Below are 22,015 nucleotides of genomic sequence, written 5' to 3' on the forward strand. Positions count from 1 at the left end.
GAGCGTGGAGTACGACATCAAGAGAGGCTGGTTCAAGAACATCGAGGGCGACCTGCTCGAGCAGATGATGGCCCAGGTCTTCGGCAACGTGAAGAAGGAGGGCGACCTGCTGGTGTCCACCTACGGCGTCCTGGACAGGATCGAGGTCAAGATCCTCGCCAAGGACAAGCTGGACATAGCCACGGTCAACAAGGAGGGCGCCGCCGCCAGCGACGAGGCCATCCTCGACAGCAAGAGGCGCCTCAACGAGTTCGCCGAGAAGGCCACGGGATTCGACGCGAAGGCTCGTATGAAGAGGGCCCAGAAGAAGGCGAAGGAAGGCACCCTCTGAGGGCAGTCCGCCGGAACCGAGGCAAACCGTTTCCCTCCTTTCTTATTATAAGGGCGCGAGGGGTTAGGTTTATATACAACACCCCTATACAACCCCCTTAGATTGGACATAATAGTGTTCGACCAGACGCATCGGGCAATGCGAATGCAACCCATGTCTGCCCCGTCTCCTTCGGGTTTCTGGGGGCGAATACGGCGTCACGGTCGGAGCATTAAGACGTTCGTCTGATAAAACGCGAGGTTAGCGAAGAGACCCTCGCAGGTATGTGTAAAATATGCCGCAAAGGAGACGTCCTAAGAGAGGATCTAGGGCATTCGGCCCTAGGAAGAGAGCACAGTCGCAGACACCCAGGCTCGACTCGTGGCCCGAGATCAACGGAACACCCAAGATCCAGGGCTTCGCCGGCTACAAGGCCGGAATGACCCACGCGTTCATCGTGGACAAGAGGGCCAAGAGCACGACCTCCGGAATGGAGATCCAGGTGCCCGTGACCGTTGTCGAAGTACCCCCCATGAAAATCGCAGCCGTCAGGTTCTACGAGAGCAGCATCGTCGGTCTCAAGACCGCCGGTGAGGTCTGGGCCAAAGGCCTGGACCCCCTCCTGGAGAGGCGCCTGAGCGTCCCCAAGAACCACGACGAGGCCACTTTTGCCAGATACGACGGACTGGACATCGAGGATGTCCGCGTCATCGCCTACACCCAGCCCAAGATGGTCTCCGGAGTCCCCAAGAAGGTCCCCGACCTCATGGAGCTCAGGATCGGCGGAGGAACCATTGAGGAGAGGGTCGCCTACGCCAAGCAGATCCTCGGAACCGAGGTCAACTTCACCGACTTCGTCGCCGAGGGCGCCCTCACCGACGTCATCGCCGTCACCAAGGGTAAGGGATTCCAGGGTGTAACGAAGCGCTGGGGTGTCAAGCTCCTGTCCCACAGGAACAGCAAGCACCGCCGCGGAATCGGTAACCTCGGACCCAAGAGGCCCGGATACGTCAGGTCCACAGTTCCTGGATCCGGACAGATGGGATACCACCAGAGGACCGAGTTCAACAAGAAGATCATCAAAGTCGGCACCGAGGGTTCCGAAGTCACTCCCAGGGGAGGATTCCTCAACTACGGAGAGGTCAGGAACACCTACGTCCTGGTCCACGGATCCGTTCCCGGCCCCACCAAGAGGCTGATCAGGTTCAGGGACGCCACCAGGATGCCCAAGAAGGCCGACAACGAGGCCGTCGACGTCACCTACGTCTCGACCGAGTCCAAGCAGGGGGCATGAGAATGGCACAGACTAATGTTTACTCTGTAAAGGGAGGAGTCTCCGGCACAGTGGATGTCCCCGCTGCCTTCGAGACCCCCTATAGGCCCGACATCATCAAGAAGGCGGTCCTCGCAGCCGCCGCCAACAGCAGGCAGCCCTACGGACCCGCCGCAAGGTCCGGAATGAGGCACTCCGTCAGCACCTGGGGCAAGGGAAGGGGAACCGCCCGTGTCCAGAGGGTCCACGACGGAAGGAAAGCCACCGAGTCGCCCAACAACGTCTCCGGAAGGAGGGCCCACCCGCCACGCCCCGAGAGGAACTGGGCACAGAAAGTCAACAAGAAAGAGCTCAAGATCGCCCGCCAGTCCGCTCTGGCAGCCACCGCCTGCGCCGAGTGCGTCAGGGCCCGCGGCCACCAGTTCGACGACTCCGTCTCCTTCCCCATCGTGGTCGAGGACGACATGGTGTCCCTGAAGGCCACCTCCGAGGTCGTCGAGCTCTTCGAGAAGATCGGAATCGGATACGACCTCGAGCGCGCCAAAGAGGGACGCAAGATCCGCGCCGGAAGGGGAACCATGAGGAACAGGAAGTACCGCACCCCCGTCTCCGTGCTCATCGTCGTCGCCGACGACGAGAGGAACGCTCCCATCTTCAAGAGCGCATCCAACCTCCCCGGTGTCACCGTCGAGGAGGTCAAGACCCTGAACACGAGCATCCTCGCTCCCGGAGGAGACGCTGGAAGGCTCACCGTCTACACCAAATCCGCCATCGACGCAATAGGAGGCTGGACTCAATGAAGCAGAGCGACGTTCTCATCAGGCCGTACGTCACCGAGAAATCGATGAACCACATGTCCGGCACGCCGACCCAGAAGTACAAGGACGGCAACAAGATCGAGTTCATCGTCCACAGGAACGCTGACAAGCACACCATCAAGATTGTCTTCGAGGAGCGCTTCGAGGTCAAGGTCGAGAAGGTCTGGGTCAGGATCCAGAAAGACGGAAAGCACGCCATCATCAAACTGGCCGACGGCTACTCCGCAGAGGATGTCGGATCCAGGGTCGGAGTATTCTGAAGGTGAGTGAACATGGGTAAGAGATTGATCACACAGAGGAGGGGCAGCGGAACATCCCTGTACCGCTCTCCCAGCCACAGGCACGTGGACGATGTGAGGCTCCCGGCCATGTCCGAGGGAACCGCAGTCATCAAGGACCTGATCCAGGCCCCCGGAAGGACCTGCCCCCTCGCGGTCCTCGACCTGAACGGAAGGACCGACTACCAGCTCGCAGTCGAGGGCACCAAGGTCGGCCAGACCATCGTCATCGGCGGCACGGACGTCGTCGCCGGAAACATCACCAAGCTGTCCAACATCCCCGAGGGAACCCTCGTCCACAACGTCGAGGCCAGGCCCGGGGACGGAGGTAAGTTCGTCAAGACTGCCGGATCCTCCGGAACCGTCGTCTCCAGGGGAGACAAGGTCATGGTCCTGATGCCCTCCGGAGCAATCAAGGAGTTCAGCCCCGACTGCCGCGCCGCCATCGGTGTCGTCGCAGGCGGAGGAAGGGGAGACAAGCCCCTCGCGAAAGCCGGAAAGAACGTGCACACCCTGAGGTCCAGGTCCACAGCGGCATTCAAGACCAAGGGAGTCGCGATGAACCCCGTCGACCACCCCCACGGTGGTGGAAGCCACGCCCACGTTGGAGGACCGAACTGTCAGAAGAGGACCGCATCGCCCGGTCAGAAGGTGGGTTTCCTGCCTCCTAAGAAGAAAATAAAGAAGTGATTGCAATGGCAAAGAAGATTATTGCAGGATCGGCAAAGGCCTCGAGGAGGAAATCCAGGAAGAAGGCGTCGGCAATCCAGGCGAGGAGGAAGAAGGAGTTCCTCTTCCGTGGATTCACGATGGAAGAGCTCCTCGCCATGCCTTTCGAAGAGTTCCTCGGACTCCTCTCCTCGAGGGCCAGGAGGACGTACACCCGCGGTCTGAACTACGAGCAGCAGCTCCTGTTCGACAAACTGAAGGCCGCAGAGCCCGGCGAGGTCATCAGGACCCACCGCAGGGACCTGCCCATCATCCCCCAGTTCGTCGGCAAGACCGTGAGCATCTACAACGGCCACGAGTTCAAGGACGTAGAGATCAAGCCCGAGATGATCGGATGCTTCCTCGGAGAGTTCGTGCTCACCAGGAAAGCCCCGCAGCACTCCGGACCCGGAGTCGGTGCGACCAGGTCGTCCAAGTTCATGCCGCTGAAGTGAGGTGTCTAACATGGTTTCAGGATACACAGCAACAGCGGACCCGGACACCACAGCGAAGGCCCTTGGAAAGGAGATGCCCGTCTCCCCCAAGTTCGCCCGCGAGGTTGCCTGCATGATCCGCGGAATGAAGGTCGAGACCGCCCAGAAAGCTCTGGAGGAGGTCATCGCGAAGACAAGGCCCGTTCCCCTCAGGAGATACAACAAGCGTGTCTCCCACAAGCCCGGAGTAGGTCCCGGAAGGTACCCCGTGAAGGCCGCCAAGGCCATCCTCGGAGTCCTCAACAGCGCCGCATCCAACGCGGAGTACAAGGGACTCGATGTGTCCAACATGGCCATCGCCACAATCTCCGTCTCCAGGGGACGCGTCATCCCCGGGCACATGCCCAGGGCCCACGGACGCGCCACCGAGTGGAACCAGGACACCGTGAACGTCGAGGTCATCATCCAGGAGGTCGAGTGAAATGGCATCAGAGAGGAAATTCGTAGCTGAGAACATCCGCAGGGTGCTCCTCAAGGAGTACCTGATGAAGGAGGTCAGCCGTGCGGGATTCGGAGGACTGGACGTCCAGAGGACCCCCATGGGAACCCGTGTCATCCTCACCACCGAGAGGCCCGGGCTCGTCATCGGAAGGCGCGGACAGACCATCAAGAACCTGACCGCAGTCATCGAGGACCGCTTCGGATTCGAGAACCCCCAGATCGAGGTCCAGGAAGTCGAGAACGCGAGCCTCAACGCGCAGATCATGGCAGAGAAGCTGGCCTTCTCCCTCGAGAGGGGCTGGCACTTCCGCAGAGCCGGCCACTCCACCGTCCGCAGGATCATGGACGCCGGAGCCCGCGGATGCCACATCATCGTCGCCGGAAAGCTCACCGGACAGAGGCACAGGACCGAGAAGTTCAAGGAGGGCTACATCAAGTTCTGCGGAGAGCCGAAAGCCAACTTCGTCGACCACGGATACGCCGTGGCCAAACTGAAGATGGGAGTCATCGGAGTCACCGTGGAGATCATGGCCAAGGACGCCAAGCTCCCCGCCGACATCACCGTGCTCAACAAGACCGAGGCCGCCGCACTCCTGCCCGACCTGTTCGCCGCCCCCGCCCCCGAGGCACCCGCCGCGGAGCCCGAGGCACCTGCAGAGGAGGTTCAGTGAGATGGCCGCACTCAAGACCGCAGACATCAGGAACATGAGCGTCGAGGAGCGCAACCAGAAACTGAAAGAGCTCCGCGACGAGCTGATGCACGAGAGGGGAGTCTCCGCCATGGGCGGTGCCCCCTCGAGCCCCGGCGCAATCCGCGCCCTCAGGCTCAACATCGCACGCATCCTGACCGTCCAGAAGGAGGAGGAAGAGATCTGATGGCCGAGATCTGCCCAGTATGCGGATTGCCCAAGGAGCTGTGCATGTGCGAGGAGATCGCACGCGAGCAGCAGACGGTGAGGATCTCGATTGACAGCCGCAGATACGGCAAGACCGTTACCGTGATCGACGGTATCGATGAGAACGACATCGACATCGGCGATCTTGCAAAGCAGCTGAAGAACAAGTGCGCCGCCGGCGGAACATGCAAGGACGGACGCATCGAACTCCAGGGCGACCACAAGAAAAGGGTCAAGACTGTCCTGGAGGAAATGGGATTCCGCACCGAGGTCAGATGAGAGACAATCGCTTCGTCAGAACTGAACTCATTGGATTGGACGTGGAAGTGCTGTCTGAGCCATTCTCCGGCGTGTCCGGAAAGGTGGTCGACGAGACGAAAAACACGTTCACCATCGAATCGGCCGGAACTGAGAGAATGGTACCCAAACCAGGCAATGTGTTCAGGTTCGCATACGAAGGCAGAACCATCGACATCAGTGGATCAGAGATAATGCACCGACCAGAGGACAGAATCAAGAAGGTTAGGTGAAGAAATGACAGCAGAAATCAGAGACATCGGAATCGACGTCGCCTCCCCCAAGATGGAGTGCAATGACCCCAACTGCCCGTTCCACGGCAGCCTCCCCGTCAGGGGACAGGTCATCGACGGCGTCGTCGCGACGGTCAAAATGAAGAACACCGTCGTTGTTGAGCGCAACTATCTGAAATACCAGCAGAAGTACGAGAGATACGAGAAGAGGAGCAACAGGTACTCCGCCCACGCCTCCCCCTGCCTCGGCCTGAAAGTCGGGGACAAGGTCAGGATCGCCGAGTGCCGCCCGCTCTCCAAGACCGTGTCCTTCGTCGTGATCGAGAAGGTGGAGTGAGATGAAGGGAATCGCTGGAAACCAGACCAGGGGTCTGCAGAACGGATCCAGGCTCACCGTCATCGACAACACCGGAGCCAAAGAGATCGAGATCATCACCGTCCCCGGATACCACGGCGTCGCCAGGAGGGTCCCCTCCGCAGGCGTCGGAGACCTCGTCATCGCTTCCGTCAAGAAGGGAACCCCCCAGATGAGGAGGCAGATCGTCTTCGCCGTCATCGTCCGCCAGAGGCGCCCCATGAGGAGGCCCGACGGAACCATGGTCTACTTCGAGGACAACGCCGCGGTCATCACCACAGAGACTGGTGAGACCAAAGGAACAGACATCAAGGGACCCGTCGCCAGGGAGGCCGCCGAGAGGTGGCCCCGTGTGTCCGCGACCGCGTCCACCATCGTGTGAGGTGTGAGGTATGGCAGCAAGCAGCAAAGCAAGGGTTCAGAGGAAGAACCAGGCCAACGCGTCCGCCCACGTCAAGAGGAAGATGCTGTCCGCCCACCTGAGCGACGAGCTCCGCGCCAAATACGGAGTCCGCACCGCCAGGGTCTGCAAAGGCGACACAGTCATCGTCGTCCGCGGAAACGAGGACATCAGGAACATCGAGGGAAAGGTCCTCGAGGTCTACACCAAGACCGGTCGCGTCTCCATCGAGGGGATCACGATCAACCAGGCCGACGGAACCGCCACCGAGCGTCCCATCCACGCATCCAACCTCGTCATCACCAAGCTGAACACCGAGGATGCCTGGAGGGTCGATTCCCTGTCCAAGAACAAGGAGGCTAAAGAATGAGCGACCACATGAAGAGACTGGCAGCACCCAGGACCTGGCCTCTGAAGAGGAAGGTCAGCATCTGGGTCACCAAACAGTCCGCCGGTGCCCACAGCATCGAGGACTCCATGTCCGCCGTCACAGTCCTCAGGGACATGGTCGGCGCCTGCGACACAGCCAGAGAGGCTAAGAGGATCATCGGAAACCGTGAGATGTTCGTCGACGGCAAGGCGGTCAAGAACCCCAAGGCCCCCGTCGGATTCATGGACGTCATCACCATCCCCAAGATGAACCTGGCCTACCGCATGCTCCTCACCGACAAGGGCAAGCTGACCCTCGTCCCCATCGACGAGGCCGAGGCCGCATGGGAGCTGTGCAAGATCGAGAACAAGACCGTCGTCAAAGGCGGCAAGATCCAGCTGAACCTCAGCGGCGGCAGGAACATCGTCCTCGACAAGAACGACTACAAGTGCGGTGACTCCCTGAAGGTCGCCTTCGACGGCCAGAAGGTCATGGAGCACTACCCCCTGCAGGACGGCTCCGTCGTCTTCATCAAAGAGGGATCCCAGGCCGGAGCGGTCAAGACCGTGAAGAGCCTCGAGACCGTCCGTGGATCGGCTTCCAACCTGGTCATGTTCACCGACGGCTCCGAGACCGTCGCCAGGAACTGCTTCGTCATCGGCACCCAGACCGCAGCCATCAAACTCCCGGAGGCTTCCGAATGAACGCCATGAGGGATGTCCACGTGGACAAGGTCGTCGTCAACATCGGTGTCGGCGAGGCCGGTGAGAGGCTGGTCAAGGCCCAGAAGGTCCTCGAGATGGTCACCGGACAGAAGTCCGTCGAGACGATCTCCAAGACCGTCAACAGGGACCTGGGTATCCGTAAGGGGATGCCCCTCGGATGCAAGGTCACCCTCCGCGGGGAGACCGCCGAGGAGTTCCTGAACAAGGCCCTCTCCATCAGGGAGAGGCGCGTCCCCGAGTACTCCTTCGACAAGGAGGGCAACATGTCCTTCGGTATCTCCGACTACACCGACTTCGAGGGAATGAAGTACGACCCCGAGATCGGTATCTTCGGAATGGACATCAACGTCGTCCTGAGGAGGCCCGGAAACAGGATCACCCAGAGGGCGCTCCTCAAGAGGAGGGTCCCCAAGAAGCACCGCGTCGACCGCGACGAGGCGATCCAGTACATGAAAGACAAATTTGAGGTTGAGGTGGTCCAATGAAGCCCAAGAAGCAGTTCGGAAGGTCTGTCGGATGCACACGCTGCGGACGCAGGAGAGGAATCATAAGGAGGTACGGGATGCACCTGTGCCGCCAGTGCTTCAGGGATATGGCCCCGGAACTCGGATTCAAGAAGTATTCGTGAGGTGTCATAAATGCAGAGCGATCCACTCAACGACGCCATGTGCGTCATCAAAAACGCAGCACTCAACGGTAAGAGCGAGTGCATGATCCAGCCCTCATCCAAACTGATCGGCCGTGTGCTGAAGGTCATGCAGGACCGCGGCTACATCAGCCAGTTCGAGTACGTCGAGGACGGAAAGGCAGGCAAGTTCCGCGTCATGCTGGACGGGGCCATAAACAACTGCGGTGTGATCAAGCCCAGGTACTCCGTCAAAGTGGCGGATGTCGAGAAGTTCGAGGCGAGGTTCCTCCCCGCCCAGGACTTCGGACTCCTGATCATGTCCACCACAGCAGGTGTCATCACCCAGGACCGCGCCAAAGAGCTCGGCATCGGTGGCAAACTGCTGGCATATGTATACTGAGGAATAAAGATGACAATAGCAGGGAAAATCGAAAGCACCATCGCTATCCCCGGCGGTGTGACCGTGTCCTTCGACGGCAACGTCATGAAGGTCAACGGACCCAGGGGAGAACTTAGCAGAAACTTCGCGCACCCTGGCATAGATATTGCCGTCGGAGAAGGAGAAGTCAGCGTCAGCTGCGAGTACCCGAGGATCAAGGACAAGGCAATGGTCGGAACCTACGTCGCCCACATCAACAACATGATCAAAGGCGTCACCGTCGGTTTCACCTACCACCTGAAAATCGTGTTCTCCCACTTCCCGATGAAAGTCACCGTCAAAGGCGACCGCGTGGAGATCAACAACTACATGGGAGGACACGCCCCCCGCTACGCCAACATCATGAAGGGTTGCACCGTCAAGGTCAACGGACAGGATGTCACGGTGGAGGGCAACGACATCGAGGCCTGCGGCCAGACCGCCGCCAACCTCGAGAGGGCCACATCCAGGCTCGGATTCGACAAGAGGACGTTCCAGGACGGAATCTACATCGTCCAGAAATCGCACAAGGTGAAAGAATGACCGTGAAAGCACTCACAGACCTCCAGGGTCTGAAGGACAAGAACGTCGAGGAGCTGAAGGCCATCGGCATCAACAACGTCGCGGAACTCGCCGAGGCGATCAACGACGATGAGAAGGTCAAGGAGGTCATCAAGTCCCTGTCCGGAGTCGGTCCCAAGACCGTCAACGGATGGAAGGCCGCGCTCGCCGACGCAGACGTCGAGGAGGCTCCCGCAGAGGAGGCCGCTTCCGAGGTCGTCGAGGCCGCCGCAGGACAGTACGTCGTCAAAGCCAAGCCCGAGCTGGACGAGGCAACGACCGACGCTCTCGCCAAGAGGGCCATGATCTCCGGAAGGAGGCCCGCCTTCAAGAGGCAGGAGTGGTTCAGATACTCCAAGCTCGGCGAGAAGTGGAGGAAGCCCAAGGGTATCCACTCCAAGATGAAGAGACAGCTCAAGAGGCGCCCCCCGATGGTCGACATCGGATTCAGGGGACCCGTCGCGGCTAGGGACCTGCACCCCTCGGGATTCGAGGAGGTCCTCGTCTACAACGTCGACGGACTCGAGGGCATCGACCCCAAGAAGCAGGCGGTCCGCATCGGCGGAACCGTCGGAACCAAGAAGAGGATCGCAATCGAGGACAGGGCCGACGAGCTCGGTATCAGGGTCCTCAACAGGATGGTGTGACCATGGCAGACCTGAGAAACCAGAGAAGGATGGCCGCAGAGATCCTGAAATGCGGCGAGAACAGGGTCTGGATGAACCCCGACAGGCTCGACGAGGTCGAGGACTGTATCACCCGCGCGGACATCCGCACGGCTATCGACTCCGGACTCATCAAGGCTAAGGCCAAGAACGGCACCTCCAGGGCTAGGACCAGGTACGTCGCCGGCCAGAAGGCCAGCGGAAAGAGGAAGGGACCCGGATCCAGGAAGGGAACCGCCAACGCACGTGTCCGCGACAAGGAGCGCTGGATGGCCACCATCAGGCCCATCCGCGACGAGCTGAAGACCCTGAGGGACGAGGGCAGGATCACACCCTCCGTCTACAGGCTCTACTACAGGAAGGCCAAGGGAGGCATGTTCAAGTCCCGCAGGCACCTCAAACAGCACATGGTCGCAGCCGGCCACCTGAACGAGGAGGAGATCTGATGGCAACCGGACCTAGATACAAAGTAGCATTCCGCAGGAGAAGAGAGAACCGCACCGACTACTACGCCCGCCGCAGGCTCCTTTCGGGCCAGGAGGCAAGGGCCGTCGTCAGGAGGTCCAACAAGAACGTCACCATCCAGATTGCCGAGTTCGGCATGGAGGGAGACAGCATCCTCGCCGCGGCTTCCACCAGGGAGCTGAAGGCCATGGGATGGAACCACTCCTGCTCGTCCATACCCGCCGCATACCTGGTCGGGTACCTGGCCGGTAAGAGAGCGATTAATGCAGGAATCGAGTACGCAGTCCTCGACATCGGCATGCAGAAGGTCCAGCACGGCGGAGTCCTCTTCGCCACTGTGGCCGGAATGTGCGACGCCGGTCTCGAGGTTCCCCACGGTGAGGACGTCCTCCCCGACGAGGACAGGATCCTCGGAAAGCACATCGATGAAGGCATCGAGGCTGATTTGAACAGCCTCAAAGAGAAGATGGAGGCTGAGTGAAATGGCTGACTGGGTTCCCAAGACAAGGCTCGGACAGATGGTCCTCAACGGAGAGATCACCACCATGAGCGACGCCCTGGCCACGAAGCTGCCCCTCCGCGAGCCCGAGATCGTGGACATCCTCCTCCCCGACCTGAAAGACGAGGTCATCGACCTCAACATGGTCCAGAGGATGACCGACTCCGGAAGGAGGGTCAGGTTCGCCGTGACATGCATCGTCGGAAACGGCGACGGATTCATCGGCATCGGCAGGGCCAAGGGAAAAGAGGTCGGACCTTCTATCAAGAAGGCTATCGACAACGCGAAACTGAACATGATCGAGATCAAGAGGGGATGCGGATCCTGGCAGTGCGGATGCGGCCAGGCTCACAGCCTGCCCTTCGAGGTCGCCGGATCCACAGGATCCGTCACCGTCACCCTGAAGCCCGCACCCCGCGGTGTCTCCCTGGCAGTCGGTGATGTGGCCAAGAGCCTCCTGACACTCGCCGGCGTCCGTGACGCATGGGGTTTCGCCAGAGGAAACACAAAGACCAAGGTCAACTACGCCATGGCAACGTTCGAAGCGCTTAAGATGACTTCCCGCATGAGGGTCACCGACGAGCAGGCCCAGAGCCTGAACATCGTCTCCGGACCCACCGGAATCACCTACGCCGAGACCGACGTCGACCAGGAGGAGTGAGAATGGCATACGCTGTTATCCGTGTACGTGGACAGCCCGACGTGAACCGCGACATCGAGTTCACCATGGGACTCCTCGGACTCAACAGAGTCAACCATTGCGTCGTCGTCCCCGAGAACGCGTCCACCAAGGGCATGCTCCAGGTCATCAAGGACTACTGCACCTGGGGAGAGGTGAACCAGGAGACCCTGGCCGCCATGATCCGCGCCCGCGGTAAACTCGCCGGGGACAGGGACATCACCGACGACTACCTCAAGGAGAAGTCGGAGTTCGCCTCCGTCGACGACATGGCCAAGGCCATTATCGAGAACGACTACAAGATGAGGGATGTCGAGGCCGCCAAGCCCGTCTTCCGCCTGCACCCGCCCGTGAAGGGATACGAGGGCAACAAGCGCTCGTACCAGAACGGCGGAGCACTCGGATACAGGGGAGAGGCCATCAACGACCTCATCAACAGGATGCTGTGAGGTGGAGAGATGCCAAGCAGAACCAAGAAATTCAGGGGATACAGGACCCACGGACGCGGAAAGAAATCCGGACGTGGAGCCGGTATCATCGGCGGTCACGGAAAGGCCGGATACGGCAAGACCGGAAAGATCGGGATGCTGAAATACGAGCCCGACTACTACGGCCGCCACGGCTTCAAGAGACCCCAGTGCATGGTCGAGGCCAACCGCACGATCAATGTCGGGGAGCTCTCGGAGCAGATCGAGAGGTTCGTCTCGATGGGCTTCGCCAAGAAGGAGGGGGACGCCTACAGCGTCGACCTCACCGAGGCGGGCATCGACAAACTGCTGGGAACCGGCAACATCGAGGTCGCAGTCAATGTGACCGTCGCCGAGGCCTCCGAGAAGGCCCGCGAGAAGGTTGCCGCCGCCGGCGGTTCAATTGTCGAGTGAAAGAATAAAGGAGAGGTAGATAGGGATGGAAGATACACCAAGCCTGTTGTACAAGATCAAGCCCTTGGCCGACAGGCTACCCTCCGTCAAACGTCCTGAGGGGCATGTCCACTTCAGGACCAAGATGATGTGGGTAATCGTCATATTGGTTCTCTACTTCGTAATGACCAATGTGTACCTGTATGGCTTGGACCAGTCCGAATCCCTGGACTTGTTCGCACAGTATAGGACCATCATGGCAGGAGCCTCGGGATCGCTGCTGCAGCTCGGTATCGGACCGATCGTCACAGCGTCGATCATCATGCAGCTCTTCGTCGGTGCGAAGATCATCAAACTAGACCTCTCCAAGCGTGAGGACAAGGCGTGCTATCAGTCTGTCCTCAAGCTTCTGGTCATCGTAATGATCGTCTTCGAGGCGATCCCCCAGGTCTTCGGGTACCTCGTCCCCTCCGCAGGGGCCGAGTCCCTCCTGGGCAGCGCGGGGGCCAAGCTGCTGCTGATAGTCCAGTTGTTCGCTGGTTCGTACATCATCTTCATGATGGACGAGGTGGTGTCCAAATGGGGTATCGGCAGTGGTATCTCGCTGTTCATCGCGGCGGGTGTGGCACAATCGCTGTTCACCGGAGCTCTGAACTGGAACCCGATAGACATGTCTGCGGACATGAGTTTGGAGAATCCGCCTGGCGGTACGATACCAAGAGCTCTCTACTACATCTTCACGCTGTCCCCTGAGGAGATGGCGAGCGGAGGATACGAGTCGCTGTTCCTGGGTCAACCCAACCCGATGATAGCACTCGTAGGAACGTTCGTGATCTTCCTGCTGGTGGCGTATCTGGAATCCACAAGGATCGAGCTGCCTCTGTCCCACGGAAACGCCCGTGGTGCGAGGGGAAGGTACCCGATCAAGCTGATGTACGCGAGCAATATCCCGGTCATCCTGATGTCCGCCCTGCTGGCCATCGTCAGCATGGTCACGCTGCTCCTGTACAGCAACGACTTCCTCAGCCAGATTCCCGGAATCGGCGGGAACTCGTCCATCGGGTACTTCGAGGAGGGATCCACGACGGCCGCGGGAGGTATCGCATGGTACCTGTCCGCACCGCAGGGTCTGACCGACTGGCTCATGCCGATACTAGATCCAGCACAGTACGGTAACGGACACAACGCGATACAGAACATAGCGCACGTCGCCATCTACTTCACGGTGATGGTGATGGGTTCGATCCTGTTCGCGAAGTTCTGGGTTGAAACGACCAACCTGGGACCGGAGTCCGTCGCCAACCAGATCCAGAGGAGTGGAATGCAGATCCCCGGATTCCGTCGTGACCCGCGTGTCCTGAAGCGCGTGCTCGAGAGGTACATCCCCACGATCACGATCCTGTCGGGAGCAATGGTCGGAGGTCTGGCGGCTTTCGCGGATATGGTGGGAACGACCGGAAACGCAAGCGGTACCGGAGTGCTGCTGTGTGTCGGTATCCTGATCCACTTCTACGAGGCCCTGGGCCGCGAGCAGATGATGGAGATGAATCCCGTCATGAGGGGATTCTTCGGATCGGAGTGATGAAAGATGCCTAACCCGGGCAGTCCAGAAAGCATGCAGCAGGTTCAGAACCAGGCACCGCCGATGTCTAGCAAGACGATGATCGGCATGTTCCTGGTCCTGATCATCATGATGGTGGTCATGCAGTTCAGGTCCCAGATCGGAGGGGCACTGGACTACGTCTTCCAGTACATCGCCTTCGACGGGCAGTACCCCGTACTGACCCTGATCATCGCGGGACTGGTCATGATCACCATCAGCACCATCGTCAGGAGTCTGATGTCGGACCCCATCGAGATGGCCAAGAACCAGCAGATCCAGAGCGACTTCAACAAGGAGTTCCGCCAGGCAAGGATGGAGAACAACCTGTTCAAGATGAAGAAGCTCCAGGAGATGCAGCCCCAGATCATGGCCATGTCCATGCAGGCCAGCACCCAGCAGATGAAGGTCATGCCGGTCACGATGATATTCCTGCTCCCCATGTACGCTTGGGTTTGGTACTTCATCAACCCCGCGGACGGAGCCATCCCCGGAGGAGACTACTTCGCGGCAGGAGAGGCGCTCGCCCACCTGCCGTGGTCCGCGAGCTTCGACCTCAACACGATGCTCGTGGGATTCTTCCCCGCATGGATCATCATCTACACCATGGTCAGCATGCCCATAGGACAGATCGAGAACAGACTGCTCAGGTACTACTTCCTGAGGAAGCACCTCAGGCAGCTGGACCTTGAGGTCAAGAGAGCTGAGATCGAATGAGAATAACCATAAGCGGTCCGCCCGGTTCGGGAAAGACGACCGCCTGCAGCAAGCTCTCGGAGGCACTCGGCCTGGAGGCCGTCGTCTTCGGGAAGATCTTCCGCGAGCTTGCTGCAGAGAAAAACCTTACTTTGGGTGAGCTCGGTGCGATAGCCGAGAAGGATCCGTCGATTGACAAGATGATCGACTCCAGGATCCTGGAGATCGCCAGATCCCACCCGGACATCATTCTGGAATCCAGGCTGTCGGCGTACATGCTGACACGCAACGGAATACCCGCCTTCAGGATCCTTCTGGAGGCGAGCCCCGAGATCCGCATGGCGAGGGTCGGTGTGCGCGAGGGTGAGACGCTGGAGGAGGCAACCGCCAAGACCATGGAGCGTCAGAACTCAGAGGCGAAGAGGTACATGATGTACTACGGCATCGACATCCAGGACCGCAGCGTCTACGACCTCGTCATCAACACCGACGACATGACCCCTGATGAGGTCCTGGAGACGATCCTCGAGGGAGTCCGTGGTTGGAATGCTGACTAAGGATCCCAAGGCAATCCCTGACAAGTGGGGCAAGAGGCCGTCGGACCGTACCATAGGCGAGCTTCTGCAGGGCGGAGTCATAATCCTCGACAAGCCGTCGGGGCCCACGTCCCATCAGGCAACGGCCTGGGTCCGCGATGCGCTGAAGTGCGACCGTGTCGGCCACGGGGGCACGCTGGACCCGTATGTCAGCGGAGTGCTGCCGATCACCCTAGGCAAGGCGGTCCGTCTCACCGACGTCGTCCTCTCGTCCGACAAGGAGTACATCTGCCTGATGCGTCTCCATGCCGACCGTCCCGAGAAGAGGGTGAGGGAGGTCATCTTGAGGTTCGTGGGGAAGATCTACCAGTTGCCGCCTGTGAGGTCCGCCGTCAAGAGGCAGGTCAGGATCAGGACCATACACGAGATCGAGATCCTGGACATAAGCGGCAGGGACGTCCTTTTCAGAGTTCGTTGCGATGCCGGTACATACGTCAGGACGCTCTGCGTCGACATCGGCGATCTCCTGGGATGCGGGGCGAACATGGTGGAGCTCAGGCGCACCCGTTCCGGCAAGATGACGGAGGATCGGGCGCACAGCCTGCAGGACATGCGCGACGCATACATTTTCTGGCAGCAGAACGGTCGCGGGGAATGGCTGAGAAGCATGCTTCTGCCGATGGAGGTCCTCGTGGAGCCTCTCCCCAAGGTGATCGTGAAGGCCACGGCTGTCGACGCCGTGTGTCACGGTGCGGACCTCAACGTCCAGGGCGTCCACATGCTCGACGAGGACATTAGGAAGAACGCGCTCGTGGCCATGATGACCGCCCGCGGGGAGCTCATAGCCCTGGGCAGGATGTCGATGTCCACGCCCAAGGTCATGTCCGCGACGACCGGCAGAGCCGTCGAGACGACCAGGGTCTTCATGGAGCCGGGTCACTATCCGAGGATGTGGAGGTACTCCACAGACCTGGAGGAGCTCTCCGTAGAGCCAGCGTTCCCGGAGTGAGAAGATTTCTTTAAGGCACAGGGGCATTACCCCGCATTGGTGATCCGATGTCCTTGTTCGAGAAGAGGGAGCAGGTTTACGGACCCGAGGTTGTCTCGGTGGGTGATTTGGATCTTACGGTCGACGGTGGCTACCGTAATGTGGTGACCATCCCGCTGGACGTGAAGCCCAAGAGGATGCTCACTGTCCGCGTCTCCTCCGACTTCCCGGTGGACGTCGTCGTAGCCAACGAGAAGGGGGCGGCCGTCGGCCACAAGGAGGGCGTCAGAGATGCCACCCTGGGCCCGTACAGCACTGGAAAACTGAAGAGCATGGGCATATTCCTCGGGCTCTACCCCGGGGACAAGGCCAAGGTCAACGTCGAGGCCTGGATGGAGAAGGAGTGATGGCACCGAAAGTGGATCTCTCGGGGATCGGCAGGGCTCTGTCATTCAAGGACGCGGACAGGGTCGCAGTGTACCTGTTTCTCATCCTGCTGGCCGCGTCCGTCGTGGCAGCTGTGGCCGTCGCCTCTTTCACCGACCACAGCTCTTTCGAGGTGTTCCCCGTTCTGACGCTGCCGTTCACGGCCGTCGGTCTTCTGAGCTATCTGTACCGCAGGCACTGGATCCCGTTCATCGTCATCGTCCTGATATGTGTAATCCTCTACGTCGTGAGTCCGACGGCCGGCATCATCGCAGTCTATCTGCTGGTGTGCACCCGCGGAATAGCCGTGATGGCGTCCATACTGCAGAAGCGTGCCCTCCCCACGGTGCTCGACGGCATCGGCCGTTCGCGGCTGGCCGGGAGGAGGTCTGCCGGTGAACGTCTGGCACAGTTCGTGTTCGGCATCCCGTCCAACATCGACACGAGGGTGTTGAGGGTGGAGCCCGCCGTCAGGAGGAGGGGCCTTCCCTGGTCCGACCTGCTTGGCACGATGAGGGTCGCGCTGGTGCCGTGCCTTCTGATGTGGGCCGGGTTGTTCACCCTGTTCGTCTTCCATTTCTCCGTCGCTGTCGCCTACACGAGCGTGTTCACGGTCGTCGTCTACATCGCCGCCTTCGCACTGCCCTGGCTCATACTGAGGTCTCTCGATGTCCGCGTGGGCTCCGAGGGCGGGGGGATGCCTGTTTACGAGGGCCTCCTGGGGACGTGCACCCGCATGTCCGTGGCCCTGTTCGTCATGCTCCTCGTCGCTGCGGCTGCGCTATACACCGGGGTCAACACGTTCTGGTACATCCTCGCCTCCGCCGTCATGGCGGTCGGTGTGATCGGCGTGTCCACTGCCTTCTATCTTCTGGAGTATGAGCACGGGACGGTGGAGGCCGTGATGTCCGATGACCTGGTCCGCGGATGCGTCGCGGAGGGGAGGTCCGGCGCCGGTGCTCGTCTCATTGACGATGTCCCCGGTACGCCGGAGGGGAGCAGGGAAGCTCCCGGTCAGAGGTACTGATTGCTGAAGTAGGGGTTCATCCTGCCGGGACCGTCGAGTCCCTGTATGATGGGCTTGAAGACCTCGCCAGACGACATGCCGGGGGTCTTGTTCTTGCCGATGATCTCCGGCTCGTGCCAGTTGGTGATGATGACCTGGTACTTCTGCCTGACCCCTTCGACCTCGATGCACGGGCTCTCGGAGTTCTTCAGGATGTCGAGGGCGACGTCCGCCAAATCCTGAATCTCCTCGGGGGTGATCTCGTCTGCTAGTCTGATGAAGAAGGTGTGCTCCTCGGTGGTCCCGTTGAGCATGTATGTGACCTCGGACTTCCCGACGATCTCCCTGAACTTCTCGGCCTTCTCGCCTTCGCCGGAAAGCTCCAGCATGCGCTTCTTCCAAACGTCCGGGATCTCCACGTAAAGGGCGTCCTGCCCGAGTATCTTCCACATGCAGGCGTCATCGTCGCTCCCTTAGTAAAAAGTTGGCTTGGAACGCACGTGCGCGCGCGCCAATAAGTTAAAGACGACTCCGACATACGGGCGGATGGGTACTAGACATGCCGGAAGATTTCAAAGTCACCCCCTGGGAGGTCACCGGGGAAATAGACTACGACCTGCTGCAGCAGAGGTTCGGGACCACCCCGATCGACGACGCCCTACTGGAGAGGCTCGCCGGGTACGGGGACCTGCATTACATGCTGAGGCGCGGCATATTCTACTCGCACAGGGACATGATCCCCCTTCTCGACGAGTACGACAAGGGTAACAGGTTCGTCCTCTACACCGGGAGGGGCCCTTCCGGGAACACCCACCTGGGACACATCATGCCGTGGATCTTCAACAAGTGGGTCCAGGACACATTCGGTGTGGACATGCTGTTCCAGCTCACCGACGACGAGAAGTTCCTGTTCAAGGACCTCACCCTGGAGGAGACCGGGCGCATGGCGTACGAGAACGCCCTCGACTTCATCGCCCTTGGGTTCGATCCGAAGAAGACGAGGATCATAGTCAACACGAAGAACGTGGACAAGCTGTACCCCGTCGCCCTGAAGGTGGCGAAGAAGGTCACGTTCTCCACAGCGAAGGCCGTGTTCGGTTTCGAGAACTCCACGAACATCGGCTCGATATTCTACACCACGATGCAGTCCGTGCCGGCGTTCCTGCCCACGGACGAGGCCGGGAAGCAGGTCCCGGTCCTCATCCCCTGCGGCATCGACCAGGACCCCCACTTCAGGGTCACCAGGGACGTCGCACCCGGTCTCGGATACCCCAAGCCCTCGCTCATCTACTGCAAGATGTGCCCTGGACTGGCCGGAGGGGACAAGATGTCGTCCTCGGACGAGAACGCCACCATATTCACCACCGACACTCCCAAGGCGGTCAAGAAGAAGGTCGGAAGGGCGTTCACGGGCGGATGCGTCTCCGTGGAGGAGCAGAGGCAGAAGGGCGGGAACCCGGAGGTCTGCTCCGTCTTCAAGTACAACTACTTCCTCTTCGAGCATGACGACGGCAAGATCAACGAGCTCGCCGAGAAGTGCCGCAAGGGGGAGATCCTCTGCGGTGAGTGCAAGATGTGCCTCACCGAGAGGATAAACGTCTTCCTGGAACAGCACCAGGACAAGAGGGAGAAGGCGAAGGACGTCGTGGCGGACATGACCTACGACGGATTCGAATGGTGATTCCCATGGGCATCGAGGAAATTCTTGAGGGACTTAGCTACAACGAGAAGAGGCTGCTCCTGGCCTTGAACGGGAGGGGAGGAACCGCCTCCCCGGCGGAACTCATAGCGGACGGGGCGTTCAGCCTCGAGGTGGAGGTCATGGGGGCCGCGTCCTGGCTCGAATCCAAGGGTCTGGCGAAGCTGTCCGAGAGCTCGGAGAGGTTCTACGTTCTGGCGGACACGTCCGTCGTCGACGGGCTTCCCGAGAGGGTAGCCGTGAACCTGATCTCCGAGGCGGGCGGCTCCATGGACATGGACGCCCTCGCCCAGGCCATGTCCGGCGGCATGGACAAGGTCGCCGTCGGATGGCTCAAGAGGAAGGGTCTCGCCGACATCGTCAAGGACGGCGACAGGAAGAACCTGGTGCTCACCGACAAGGGGAGGGCCGTCCTGGGCGAGAGGATGCCCGACGAGGAGCTCATCCAGAGGATGTCCTCTGGGCCGGTCCCGGAGGCCGATGCGGACCCGAAGGTCGTGAAGGACCTGAAGGGCCGTCAGGGCATGATCGCGGAGAAGGTCGTCACGGCCAGGTCCGTCTCGCTCACCGACCTCGGTAAGGAGGCCGCGTCCTCGGGCATCGAGCTGAAGCCCCAGATCACCGACATCACCGACCGCATAATCCAGAGCGGCGAGTGGAGGGACGCCGAGTTCAGGAAGTATGACATCCAGACCTTCGCGCCCTCGGTCTACGCTGCGAAGAAGCACATGCTCTCCAGGCTCGAGGCCCAGGTCAGCAGGATCTTCACCGAGATGGGATTCACCGAGATGTCCTCCGAGTACGTCCAGCCCTCCTTCTGGAACATGGACGTCCTCTACACGCCTCAGGACCATCCGGCGAGGGACCTCCAGGACACTTTCTACCTGGAGCATCCCGCGAGCATCCACATCGACGACGAGGAGATGGTCGAGACCATCAGGAACATCCACGAGAACGGCGGCGACACCGGATCCACGGGATGGGGAGGTCACTGGTCCAGGGAGAAGGCCGAGGCGGCGATCCTCAGGACGCACAGTACCGTCAGCAGCATCAAGTTCATCGCGGAGCACCCGGACGCCCCGCAGAAGGCGTTCTCCATCTCCAGGATATTCAGGAAGGAGTCCATCGACTCGACACACCTGCCGGAGTTCACCCAGATCGAGGGGATCATCATCGACGAGAACGCGAACTTCGACATGCTCATCTCGCTCATCCGCGAGTTCTACTCCAGGATGGGGTTCGACCAGATCCGCATCAGGCCCGCATACTTCCCGTACACCGAGCCGTCCCTGGAGCTGGAGGTCTTCTTCAACGGCAAGTGGATGGAGCTCGGTGGCGCCGGCATATTCAGGCCGGAGGTCGTCGCGCCGTTCGGGGTCAAGTATCCAGTCCTCGCATGGGGATTCGGCTTCGAGAGGCTCGCCATGCTCAAGTGGGACATAAAGGACATCAGGGACCTGTACATCTCAGATATGGACACCCTGAAGACCAACGCCGTCCTCTGAGGACACCACGTCCACGCGGTTCCTGAGCATCTCCGTCACACCGGGGTCCTTGGCCGAGCAGTACGCGGCCTCCAGCAGATGCAGCGCGAGTTCCGGGTTCCCTAGCGACAGGTACGACTCCGCCTCCCAGCGGAGGGCCTCGTCCAGCCTGAACAGGCATCCGGACTCGGTCATGCAGCGCCTCGCCTTCCTCAGGTAGACGACAGCCTCGGCGTGCCTGTCGTTCGCCGCCATGCACTTCCCGAGGACGAGCGCGGTCCTAACATCCGCACAGTAGACGTCCAGCGCACGCTCGAGGGCCGCCGACCTCCTCCCCTCGGCCAGGAGGATCTCCGCCATCATCGCCCCCTTCAGACAGACGCTGTCGTCGCTGATGCGTCCGGCGGCCGACCTAGCCTTGTCAAGCATCCCGAGTCTCAGGTAGGAGAAGGCTGCCACCTCCGCCAGGTCGTCCATGCCGGGGTTGCGCGATATGAGGTCGAGCGCGTCAACCGTCCCGGGGTCGGGCGAGTCCATTATGGCGTACCTGTTGCTGCCGGCAAGCTTCGCGGCCTCGCGGATGCGCTCTGCGCCCACAAGATGCAGGATCCTCTCGTCCAGGGGGCCGCTGTTGTCCGCGCACCAGTCAGCCGCGACGCTGTGCCATCTCCTGAGTGTCTCCGCGTCCGCTCTGCCGGTGTACAGCTTCCTCGTCCTCCTCCTGATGGAGACGAATCCGCTGGGGTCCACCGGGAGCAGCGGCACAGACCTTCCTCCCGGGACCTGCCTGTGATGGACGGGGACCTCGATGAGCATCAGAGCCCCGAGGATGTCCCTGTCCTCCCGACCGAGGGCGTCGAAGCAGTCGGTGCGGCAGTGGTTGATGTTCCTCGGTAGTATGTCGTCCGGGTCCTTCCCGTCGATCAGGGTCCTGCAGCGCTCTTCGCCCTTCGAGCTCAGGAGGTAAACCTTGCGCGGGTTCCTGCCGGCGTCGTCGGCGATGGCCAGCCGCCCCATGCGTATCAGTCCCTCCTTGCCCATCCTCCCGACTATGAGCGAGGCGTACGACCTGGATATCCCGAGCGCCTCTCCGATGCCGTCCTGTGTAAGCTCGAACGGCGCCACCTTCTCCGCATCCATGTTGAAGAACCTGTACCTGTACAGGTGCATCATGGTCCTCTCCGATTGGGTAAGCTCCTTCATGGAT

Annotated in this window: 33 protein-coding genes and 1 pseudogene; 32 read left to right on the forward strand and 2 right to left on the reverse strand. The window is 60.5% G+C overall.

Features of this window, described 5'->3' with window-relative positions:
- Positions 1 to 4 precede the first annotated feature (4 nt).
- The 30 genes and pseudogenes from JS82_01330 (at position 5) to JS82_01475 (ending at position 17,646) form a co-directional block, all read left to right on the forward strand.
- A complete protein-coding gene (locus tag JS82_01330; protein ID QHK16845.1) occupies positions 5 to 331 on the forward strand; it encodes a hypothetical protein in 327 nt (108 codons plus the stop codon).
- 274 nt (positions 332 to 605) lie between these two features.
- Positions 606 to 1,604, forward strand: a complete 999-nt coding sequence (locus JS82_01335) for a 50S ribosomal protein L3 (protein QHK16846.1) — start codon at positions 606 to 608, stop codon at positions 1,602 to 1,604.
- 2 nt (positions 1,605 to 1,606) lie between these two features.
- Positions 1,607 to 2,383 (forward strand): 50S ribosomal protein L4, encoded by a 777-nt coding sequence (locus JS82_01340; GenBank protein QHK16847.1) that lies wholly within the window; start codon positions 1,607 to 1,609, stop codon positions 2,381 to 2,383.
- Positions 2,380 to 2,661 carry a 50S ribosomal protein L23 gene (gene rplW / locus JS82_01345; GenBank protein ID QHK16848.1) on the forward strand — a complete coding sequence of 94 codons (282 nt, stop codon included), beginning with the start codon at positions 2,380 to 2,382 and terminating at the stop codon, positions 2,659 to 2,661. The genes JS82_01340 and rplW overlap by 4 nt, the downstream gene beginning before the upstream one ends.
- Positions 2,662 to 2,673: 12 nt before the next feature.
- The gene (locus JS82_01350; protein ID QHK16849.1) at positions 2,674 to 3,369 is read left to right on the forward strand and encodes a 50S ribosomal protein L2; all 696 of its coding nucleotides are present in this window, start codon (positions 2,674 to 2,676) and stop codon (positions 3,367 to 3,369) included.
- 5 nt (positions 3,370 to 3,374) lie between these two features.
- Complete coding sequence (locus tag JS82_01355) at positions 3,375 to 3,842, forward strand: 30S ribosomal protein S19 (GenBank protein ID QHK16850.1); 468 nt, start codon at positions 3,375 to 3,377, stop codon at positions 3,840 to 3,842.
- A gap of 10 nt (positions 3,843 to 3,852) precedes the next feature.
- Positions 3,853 to 4,302 (forward strand): 50S ribosomal protein L22, encoded by a 450-nt coding sequence (locus JS82_01360; protein QHK16851.1) that lies wholly within the window; start codon positions 3,853 to 3,855, stop codon positions 4,300 to 4,302.
- A gap of 1 nt (position 4,303) precedes the next feature.
- Complete coding sequence (locus JS82_01365) at positions 4,304 to 4,993, forward strand: 30S ribosomal protein S3 (protein QHK16852.1); 690 nt, start codon at positions 4,304 to 4,306, stop codon at positions 4,991 to 4,993.
- 1 nt (position 4,994) lies between these two features.
- Positions 4,995 to 5,198, forward strand: a complete 204-nt coding sequence (gene rpmC, locus JS82_01370) for a 50S ribosomal protein L29 (protein QHK16853.1) — start codon at positions 4,995 to 4,997, stop codon at positions 5,196 to 5,198.
- Positions 5,198 to 5,497: a stress response translation initiation inhibitor YciH gene (gene yciH, locus JS82_01375; protein ID QHK16854.1), complete on the forward strand. Its 300-nt coding sequence runs from the start codon at positions 5,198 to 5,200 to the stop codon at positions 5,495 to 5,497. Before rpmC ends, yciH begins: the two co-directional genes overlap by 1 nt.
- The gene (locus JS82_01380; protein ID QHK16855.1) at positions 5,494 to 5,748 is read left to right on the forward strand and encodes a ribonuclease P protein subunit; all 255 of its coding nucleotides are present in this window, start codon (positions 5,494 to 5,496) and stop codon (positions 5,746 to 5,748) included. Before yciH ends, JS82_01380 begins: the two co-directional genes overlap by 4 nt.
- 4 nt (positions 5,749 to 5,752) lie before the next feature.
- The gene (locus tag JS82_01385; GenBank protein ID QHK16856.1) at positions 5,753 to 6,085 is read left to right on the forward strand and encodes a 30S ribosomal protein S17; all 333 of its coding nucleotides are present in this window, start codon (positions 5,753 to 5,755) and stop codon (positions 6,083 to 6,085) included.
- A 1-nt stretch (position 6,086) separates the two neighbouring features.
- Positions 6,087 to 6,485, forward strand: coding sequence for a 50S ribosomal protein L14 (locus JS82_01390; protein QHK16857.1), 399 nt, complete (start codon positions 6,087 to 6,089; stop codon positions 6,483 to 6,485).
- A 10-nt stretch (positions 6,486 to 6,495) separates the two neighbouring features.
- Positions 6,496 to 6,873, forward strand: a complete 378-nt coding sequence (locus JS82_01395; protein QHK16858.1) for a 50S ribosomal protein L24 — start codon at positions 6,496 to 6,498, stop codon at positions 6,871 to 6,873.
- Positions 6,870 to 7,577 (forward strand): 30S ribosomal protein S4e, encoded by a 708-nt coding sequence (locus JS82_01400; GenBank protein QHK16859.1) that lies wholly within the window; start codon positions 6,870 to 6,872, stop codon positions 7,575 to 7,577. Before JS82_01395 ends, JS82_01400 begins: the two co-directional genes overlap by 4 nt.
- Positions 7,574 to 8,083 carry a 50S ribosomal protein L5 gene (locus JS82_01405; protein ID QHK16860.1) on the forward strand — a complete coding sequence of 170 codons (510 nt, stop codon included), beginning with the start codon at positions 7,574 to 7,576 and terminating at the stop codon, positions 8,081 to 8,083. Before JS82_01400 ends, JS82_01405 begins: the two co-directional genes overlap by 4 nt.
- Positions 8,080 to 8,226 carry a 30S ribosomal protein S14 gene (locus JS82_01410; GenBank protein QHK16861.1) on the forward strand — a complete coding sequence of 49 codons (147 nt, stop codon included), beginning with the start codon at positions 8,080 to 8,082 and terminating at the stop codon, positions 8,224 to 8,226. The genes JS82_01405 and JS82_01410 overlap by 4 nt, the downstream gene beginning before the upstream one ends.
- Positions 8,227 to 8,236: 10 nt before the next feature.
- A complete protein-coding gene (locus JS82_01415; protein ID QHK16862.1) occupies positions 8,237 to 8,626 on the forward strand; it encodes a 30S ribosomal protein S8 in 390 nt (129 codons plus the stop codon).
- Between the two features lie 9 nt (positions 8,627 to 8,635).
- Positions 8,636 to 9,187 carry a 50S ribosomal protein L6 gene (locus JS82_01420; protein ID QHK16863.1) on the forward strand — a complete coding sequence of 184 codons (552 nt, stop codon included), beginning with the start codon at positions 8,636 to 8,638 and terminating at the stop codon, positions 9,185 to 9,187.
- Positions 9,184 to 9,852, forward strand: a complete 669-nt coding sequence (locus tag JS82_01425) for a 50S ribosomal protein L32e (protein ID QHK16864.1) — start codon at positions 9,184 to 9,186, stop codon at positions 9,850 to 9,852. Before JS82_01420 ends, JS82_01425 begins: the two co-directional genes overlap by 4 nt.
- 2 nt (positions 9,853 to 9,854) lie before the next feature.
- Positions 9,855 to 10,316, forward strand: a complete 462-nt coding sequence (locus tag JS82_01430) for a 50S ribosomal protein L19e (GenBank protein ID QHK16865.1) — start codon at positions 9,855 to 9,857, stop codon at positions 10,314 to 10,316.
- Entirely contained in the window at positions 10,316 to 10,816 is a 501-nt protein-coding gene (locus JS82_01435) for a 50S ribosomal protein L18 (GenBank protein ID QHK16866.1), read from the forward strand. The genes JS82_01430 and JS82_01435 overlap by 1 nt, the downstream gene beginning before the upstream one ends.
- A 1-nt stretch (position 10,817) precedes the next feature.
- Positions 10,818 to 11,495, forward strand: coding sequence for a 30S ribosomal protein S5 (locus JS82_01440; protein ID QHK16867.1), 678 nt, complete (start codon positions 10,818 to 10,820; stop codon positions 11,493 to 11,495).
- 2 nt (positions 11,496 to 11,497) lie between these two features.
- Entirely contained in the window at positions 11,498 to 11,962 is a 465-nt protein-coding gene (locus JS82_01445; GenBank protein ID QHK16868.1) for a 50S ribosomal protein L30, read from the forward strand.
- Positions 11,963 to 11,971: 9 nt separating this feature from the next.
- A complete protein-coding gene (locus JS82_01450) occupies positions 11,972 to 12,394 on the forward strand; it encodes a 50S ribosomal protein L15 (protein QHK16869.1) in 423 nt (140 codons plus the stop codon).
- A gap of 25 nt (positions 12,395 to 12,419) precedes the next feature.
- Complete coding sequence (secY, locus tag JS82_01455) at positions 12,420 to 13,955, forward strand: preprotein translocase subunit SecY (protein ID QHK16870.1); 1,536 nt, start codon at positions 12,420 to 12,422, stop codon at positions 13,953 to 13,955.
- Positions 13,956 to 14,018: 63 nt separating this feature from the next.
- A complete protein-coding gene (locus JS82_01460; GenBank protein QHK18357.1) occupies positions 14,019 to 14,690 on the forward strand; it encodes a DUF106 domain-containing protein in 672 nt (223 codons plus the stop codon).
- Positions 14,687 to 16,214 (forward strand): annotated as a pseudogene (locus tag JS82_01465) (RNA-guided pseudouridylation complex pseudouridine synthase subunit Cbf5). The gene JS82_01460 and the pseudogene JS82_01465 overlap by 4 nt, the downstream one beginning before the upstream one ends.
- 53 nt (positions 16,215 to 16,267) lie before the next feature.
- Positions 16,268 to 16,600, forward strand: coding sequence for a hypothetical protein (locus JS82_01470; GenBank protein QHK16871.1), 333 nt, complete (start codon positions 16,268 to 16,270; stop codon positions 16,598 to 16,600).
- Positions 16,600 to 17,646: a hypothetical protein gene (locus tag JS82_01475; GenBank protein ID QHK16872.1), complete on the forward strand. Its 1,047-nt coding sequence runs from the start codon at positions 16,600 to 16,602 to the stop codon at positions 17,644 to 17,646. The genes JS82_01470 and JS82_01475 overlap by 1 nt, the downstream gene beginning before the upstream one ends.
- On the opposite strand, the gene JS82_01480 is transcribed toward JS82_01475, so the two are convergent.
- On the reverse strand, positions 17,634 to 18,077 hold the full coding sequence (locus tag JS82_01480; GenBank protein ID QHK16873.1) for a hypothetical protein: 444 nt from the start codon (positions 18,075 to 18,077) through the stop codon (positions 17,634 to 17,636). The two genes, JS82_01475 and JS82_01480, sit on opposite strands and share 13 nt — an antisense overlap.
- Positions 18,078 to 18,184: 107 nt before the next feature.
- Here JS82_01480 and JS82_01485 point away from each other — a divergent pair, with 107 nt between their 5' ends.
- A complete protein-coding gene (locus JS82_01485) occupies positions 18,185 to 19,306 on the forward strand; it encodes a tryptophan--tRNA ligase (protein ID QHK16874.1) in 1,122 nt (373 codons plus the stop codon).
- A 5-nt stretch (positions 19,307 to 19,311) separates the two neighbouring features.
- Positions 19,312 to 20,829, forward strand: a complete 1,518-nt coding sequence (locus tag JS82_01490) for a phenylalanine--tRNA ligase subunit alpha (protein ID QHK16875.1) — start codon at positions 19,312 to 19,314, stop codon at positions 20,827 to 20,829.
- Here JS82_01490 and JS82_01495 read toward each other — a convergent pair.
- The gene (locus tag JS82_01495) at positions 20,791 to 22,011 is read right to left on the reverse strand and encodes a hypothetical protein (protein QHK16876.1); all 1,221 of its coding nucleotides are present in this window, start codon (positions 22,009 to 22,011) and stop codon (positions 20,791 to 20,793) included. The two genes, JS82_01490 and JS82_01495, sit on opposite strands and share 39 nt — an antisense overlap.
- Positions 22,012 to 22,015 lie beyond the last annotated feature (4 nt).

It is taken from the genome of Methanomassiliicoccaceae archaeon DOK (assembly GCA_009911715.1).
Taxonomy (GTDB): Archaea; Thermoplasmatota; Thermoplasmata; order Methanomassiliicoccales; family Methanomethylophilaceae; genus Methanoprimaticola.

Coding starts and splice junctions, on each gene's coding strand:
- JS82_01335 (QHK16846.1), top strand. CDS start 606: ATGCCGCAAAGGAGACGTCCTAAGAGAGGATCTAGGGCATTCGGCCCT.
- JS82_01340 (QHK16847.1), top strand. CDS start 1,607: ATGGCACAGACTAATGTTTACTCTGTAAAGGGAGGAGTCTCCGGCACA.
- rplW (QHK16848.1), top strand. CDS start 2,380: ATGAAGCAGAGCGACGTTCTCATCAGGCCGTACGTCACCGAGAAATCG.
- JS82_01350 (QHK16849.1), top strand. CDS start 2,674: ATGGGTAAGAGATTGATCACACAGAGGAGGGGCAGCGGAACATCCCTG.
- JS82_01355 (QHK16850.1), top strand. CDS start 3,375: ATGGCAAAGAAGATTATTGCAGGATCGGCAAAGGCCTCGAGGAGGAAA.
- JS82_01360 (QHK16851.1), top strand. CDS start 3,853: ATGGTTTCAGGATACACAGCAACAGCGGACCCGGACACCACAGCGAAG.
- JS82_01365 (QHK16852.1), top strand. CDS start 4,304: ATGGCATCAGAGAGGAAATTCGTAGCTGAGAACATCCGCAGGGTGCTC.
- rpmC (QHK16853.1), top strand. CDS start 4,995: ATGGCCGCACTCAAGACCGCAGACATCAGGAACATGAGCGTCGAGGAG.
- yciH (QHK16854.1), top strand. CDS start 5,198: ATGGCCGAGATCTGCCCAGTATGCGGATTGCCCAAGGAGCTGTGCATG.
- JS82_01380 (QHK16855.1), top strand. CDS start 5,494: ATGAGAGACAATCGCTTCGTCAGAACTGAACTCATTGGATTGGACGTG.
- JS82_01385 (QHK16856.1), top strand. CDS start 5,753: ATGACAGCAGAAATCAGAGACATCGGAATCGACGTCGCCTCCCCCAAG.
- JS82_01390 (QHK16857.1), top strand. CDS start 6,087: ATGAAGGGAATCGCTGGAAACCAGACCAGGGGTCTGCAGAACGGATCC.
- JS82_01395 (QHK16858.1), top strand. CDS start 6,496: ATGGCAGCAAGCAGCAAAGCAAGGGTTCAGAGGAAGAACCAGGCCAAC.
- JS82_01400 (QHK16859.1), top strand. CDS start 6,870: ATGAGCGACCACATGAAGAGACTGGCAGCACCCAGGACCTGGCCTCTG.
- JS82_01405 (QHK16860.1), top strand. CDS start 7,574: ATGAACGCCATGAGGGATGTCCACGTGGACAAGGTCGTCGTCAACATC.
- JS82_01410 (QHK16861.1), top strand. CDS start 8,080: ATGAAGCCCAAGAAGCAGTTCGGAAGGTCTGTCGGATGCACACGCTGC.
- JS82_01415 (QHK16862.1), top strand. CDS start 8,237: ATGCAGAGCGATCCACTCAACGACGCCATGTGCGTCATCAAAAACGCA.
- JS82_01420 (QHK16863.1), top strand. CDS start 8,636: ATGACAATAGCAGGGAAAATCGAAAGCACCATCGCTATCCCCGGCGGT.
- JS82_01425 (QHK16864.1), top strand. CDS start 9,184: ATGACCGTGAAAGCACTCACAGACCTCCAGGGTCTGAAGGACAAGAAC.
- JS82_01430 (QHK16865.1), top strand. CDS start 9,855: ATGGCAGACCTGAGAAACCAGAGAAGGATGGCCGCAGAGATCCTGAAA.
- JS82_01435 (QHK16866.1), top strand. CDS start 10,316: ATGGCAACCGGACCTAGATACAAAGTAGCATTCCGCAGGAGAAGAGAG.
- JS82_01440 (QHK16867.1), top strand. CDS start 10,818: ATGGCTGACTGGGTTCCCAAGACAAGGCTCGGACAGATGGTCCTCAAC.
- JS82_01445 (QHK16868.1), top strand. CDS start 11,498: ATGGCATACGCTGTTATCCGTGTACGTGGACAGCCCGACGTGAACCGC.
- JS82_01450 (QHK16869.1), top strand. CDS start 11,972: ATGCCAAGCAGAACCAAGAAATTCAGGGGATACAGGACCCACGGACGC.
- secY (QHK16870.1), top strand. CDS start 12,420: ATGGAAGATACACCAAGCCTGTTGTACAAGATCAAGCCCTTGGCCGAC.
- JS82_01460 (QHK18357.1), top strand. CDS start 14,019: ATGTCTAGCAAGACGATGATCGGCATGTTCCTGGTCCTGATCATCATG.
- JS82_01475 (QHK16872.1), top strand. CDS start 16,600: ATGGCACCGAAAGTGGATCTCTCGGGGATCGGCAGGGCTCTGTCATTC.
- JS82_01480 (QHK16873.1), bottom strand. CDS start 18,077: ATGTGGAAGATACTCGGGCAGGACGCCCTTTACGTGGAGATCCCGGAC.
- JS82_01485 (QHK16874.1), top strand. CDS start 18,185: ATGCCGGAAGATTTCAAAGTCACCCCCTGGGAGGTCACCGGGGAAATA.
- JS82_01490 (QHK16875.1), top strand. CDS start 19,312: ATGGGCATCGAGGAAATTCTTGAGGGACTTAGCTACAACGAGAAGAGG.
- JS82_01495 (QHK16876.1), bottom strand. CDS start 22,011: ATGAAGGAGCTTACCCAATCGGAGAGGACCATGATGCACCTGTACAGG.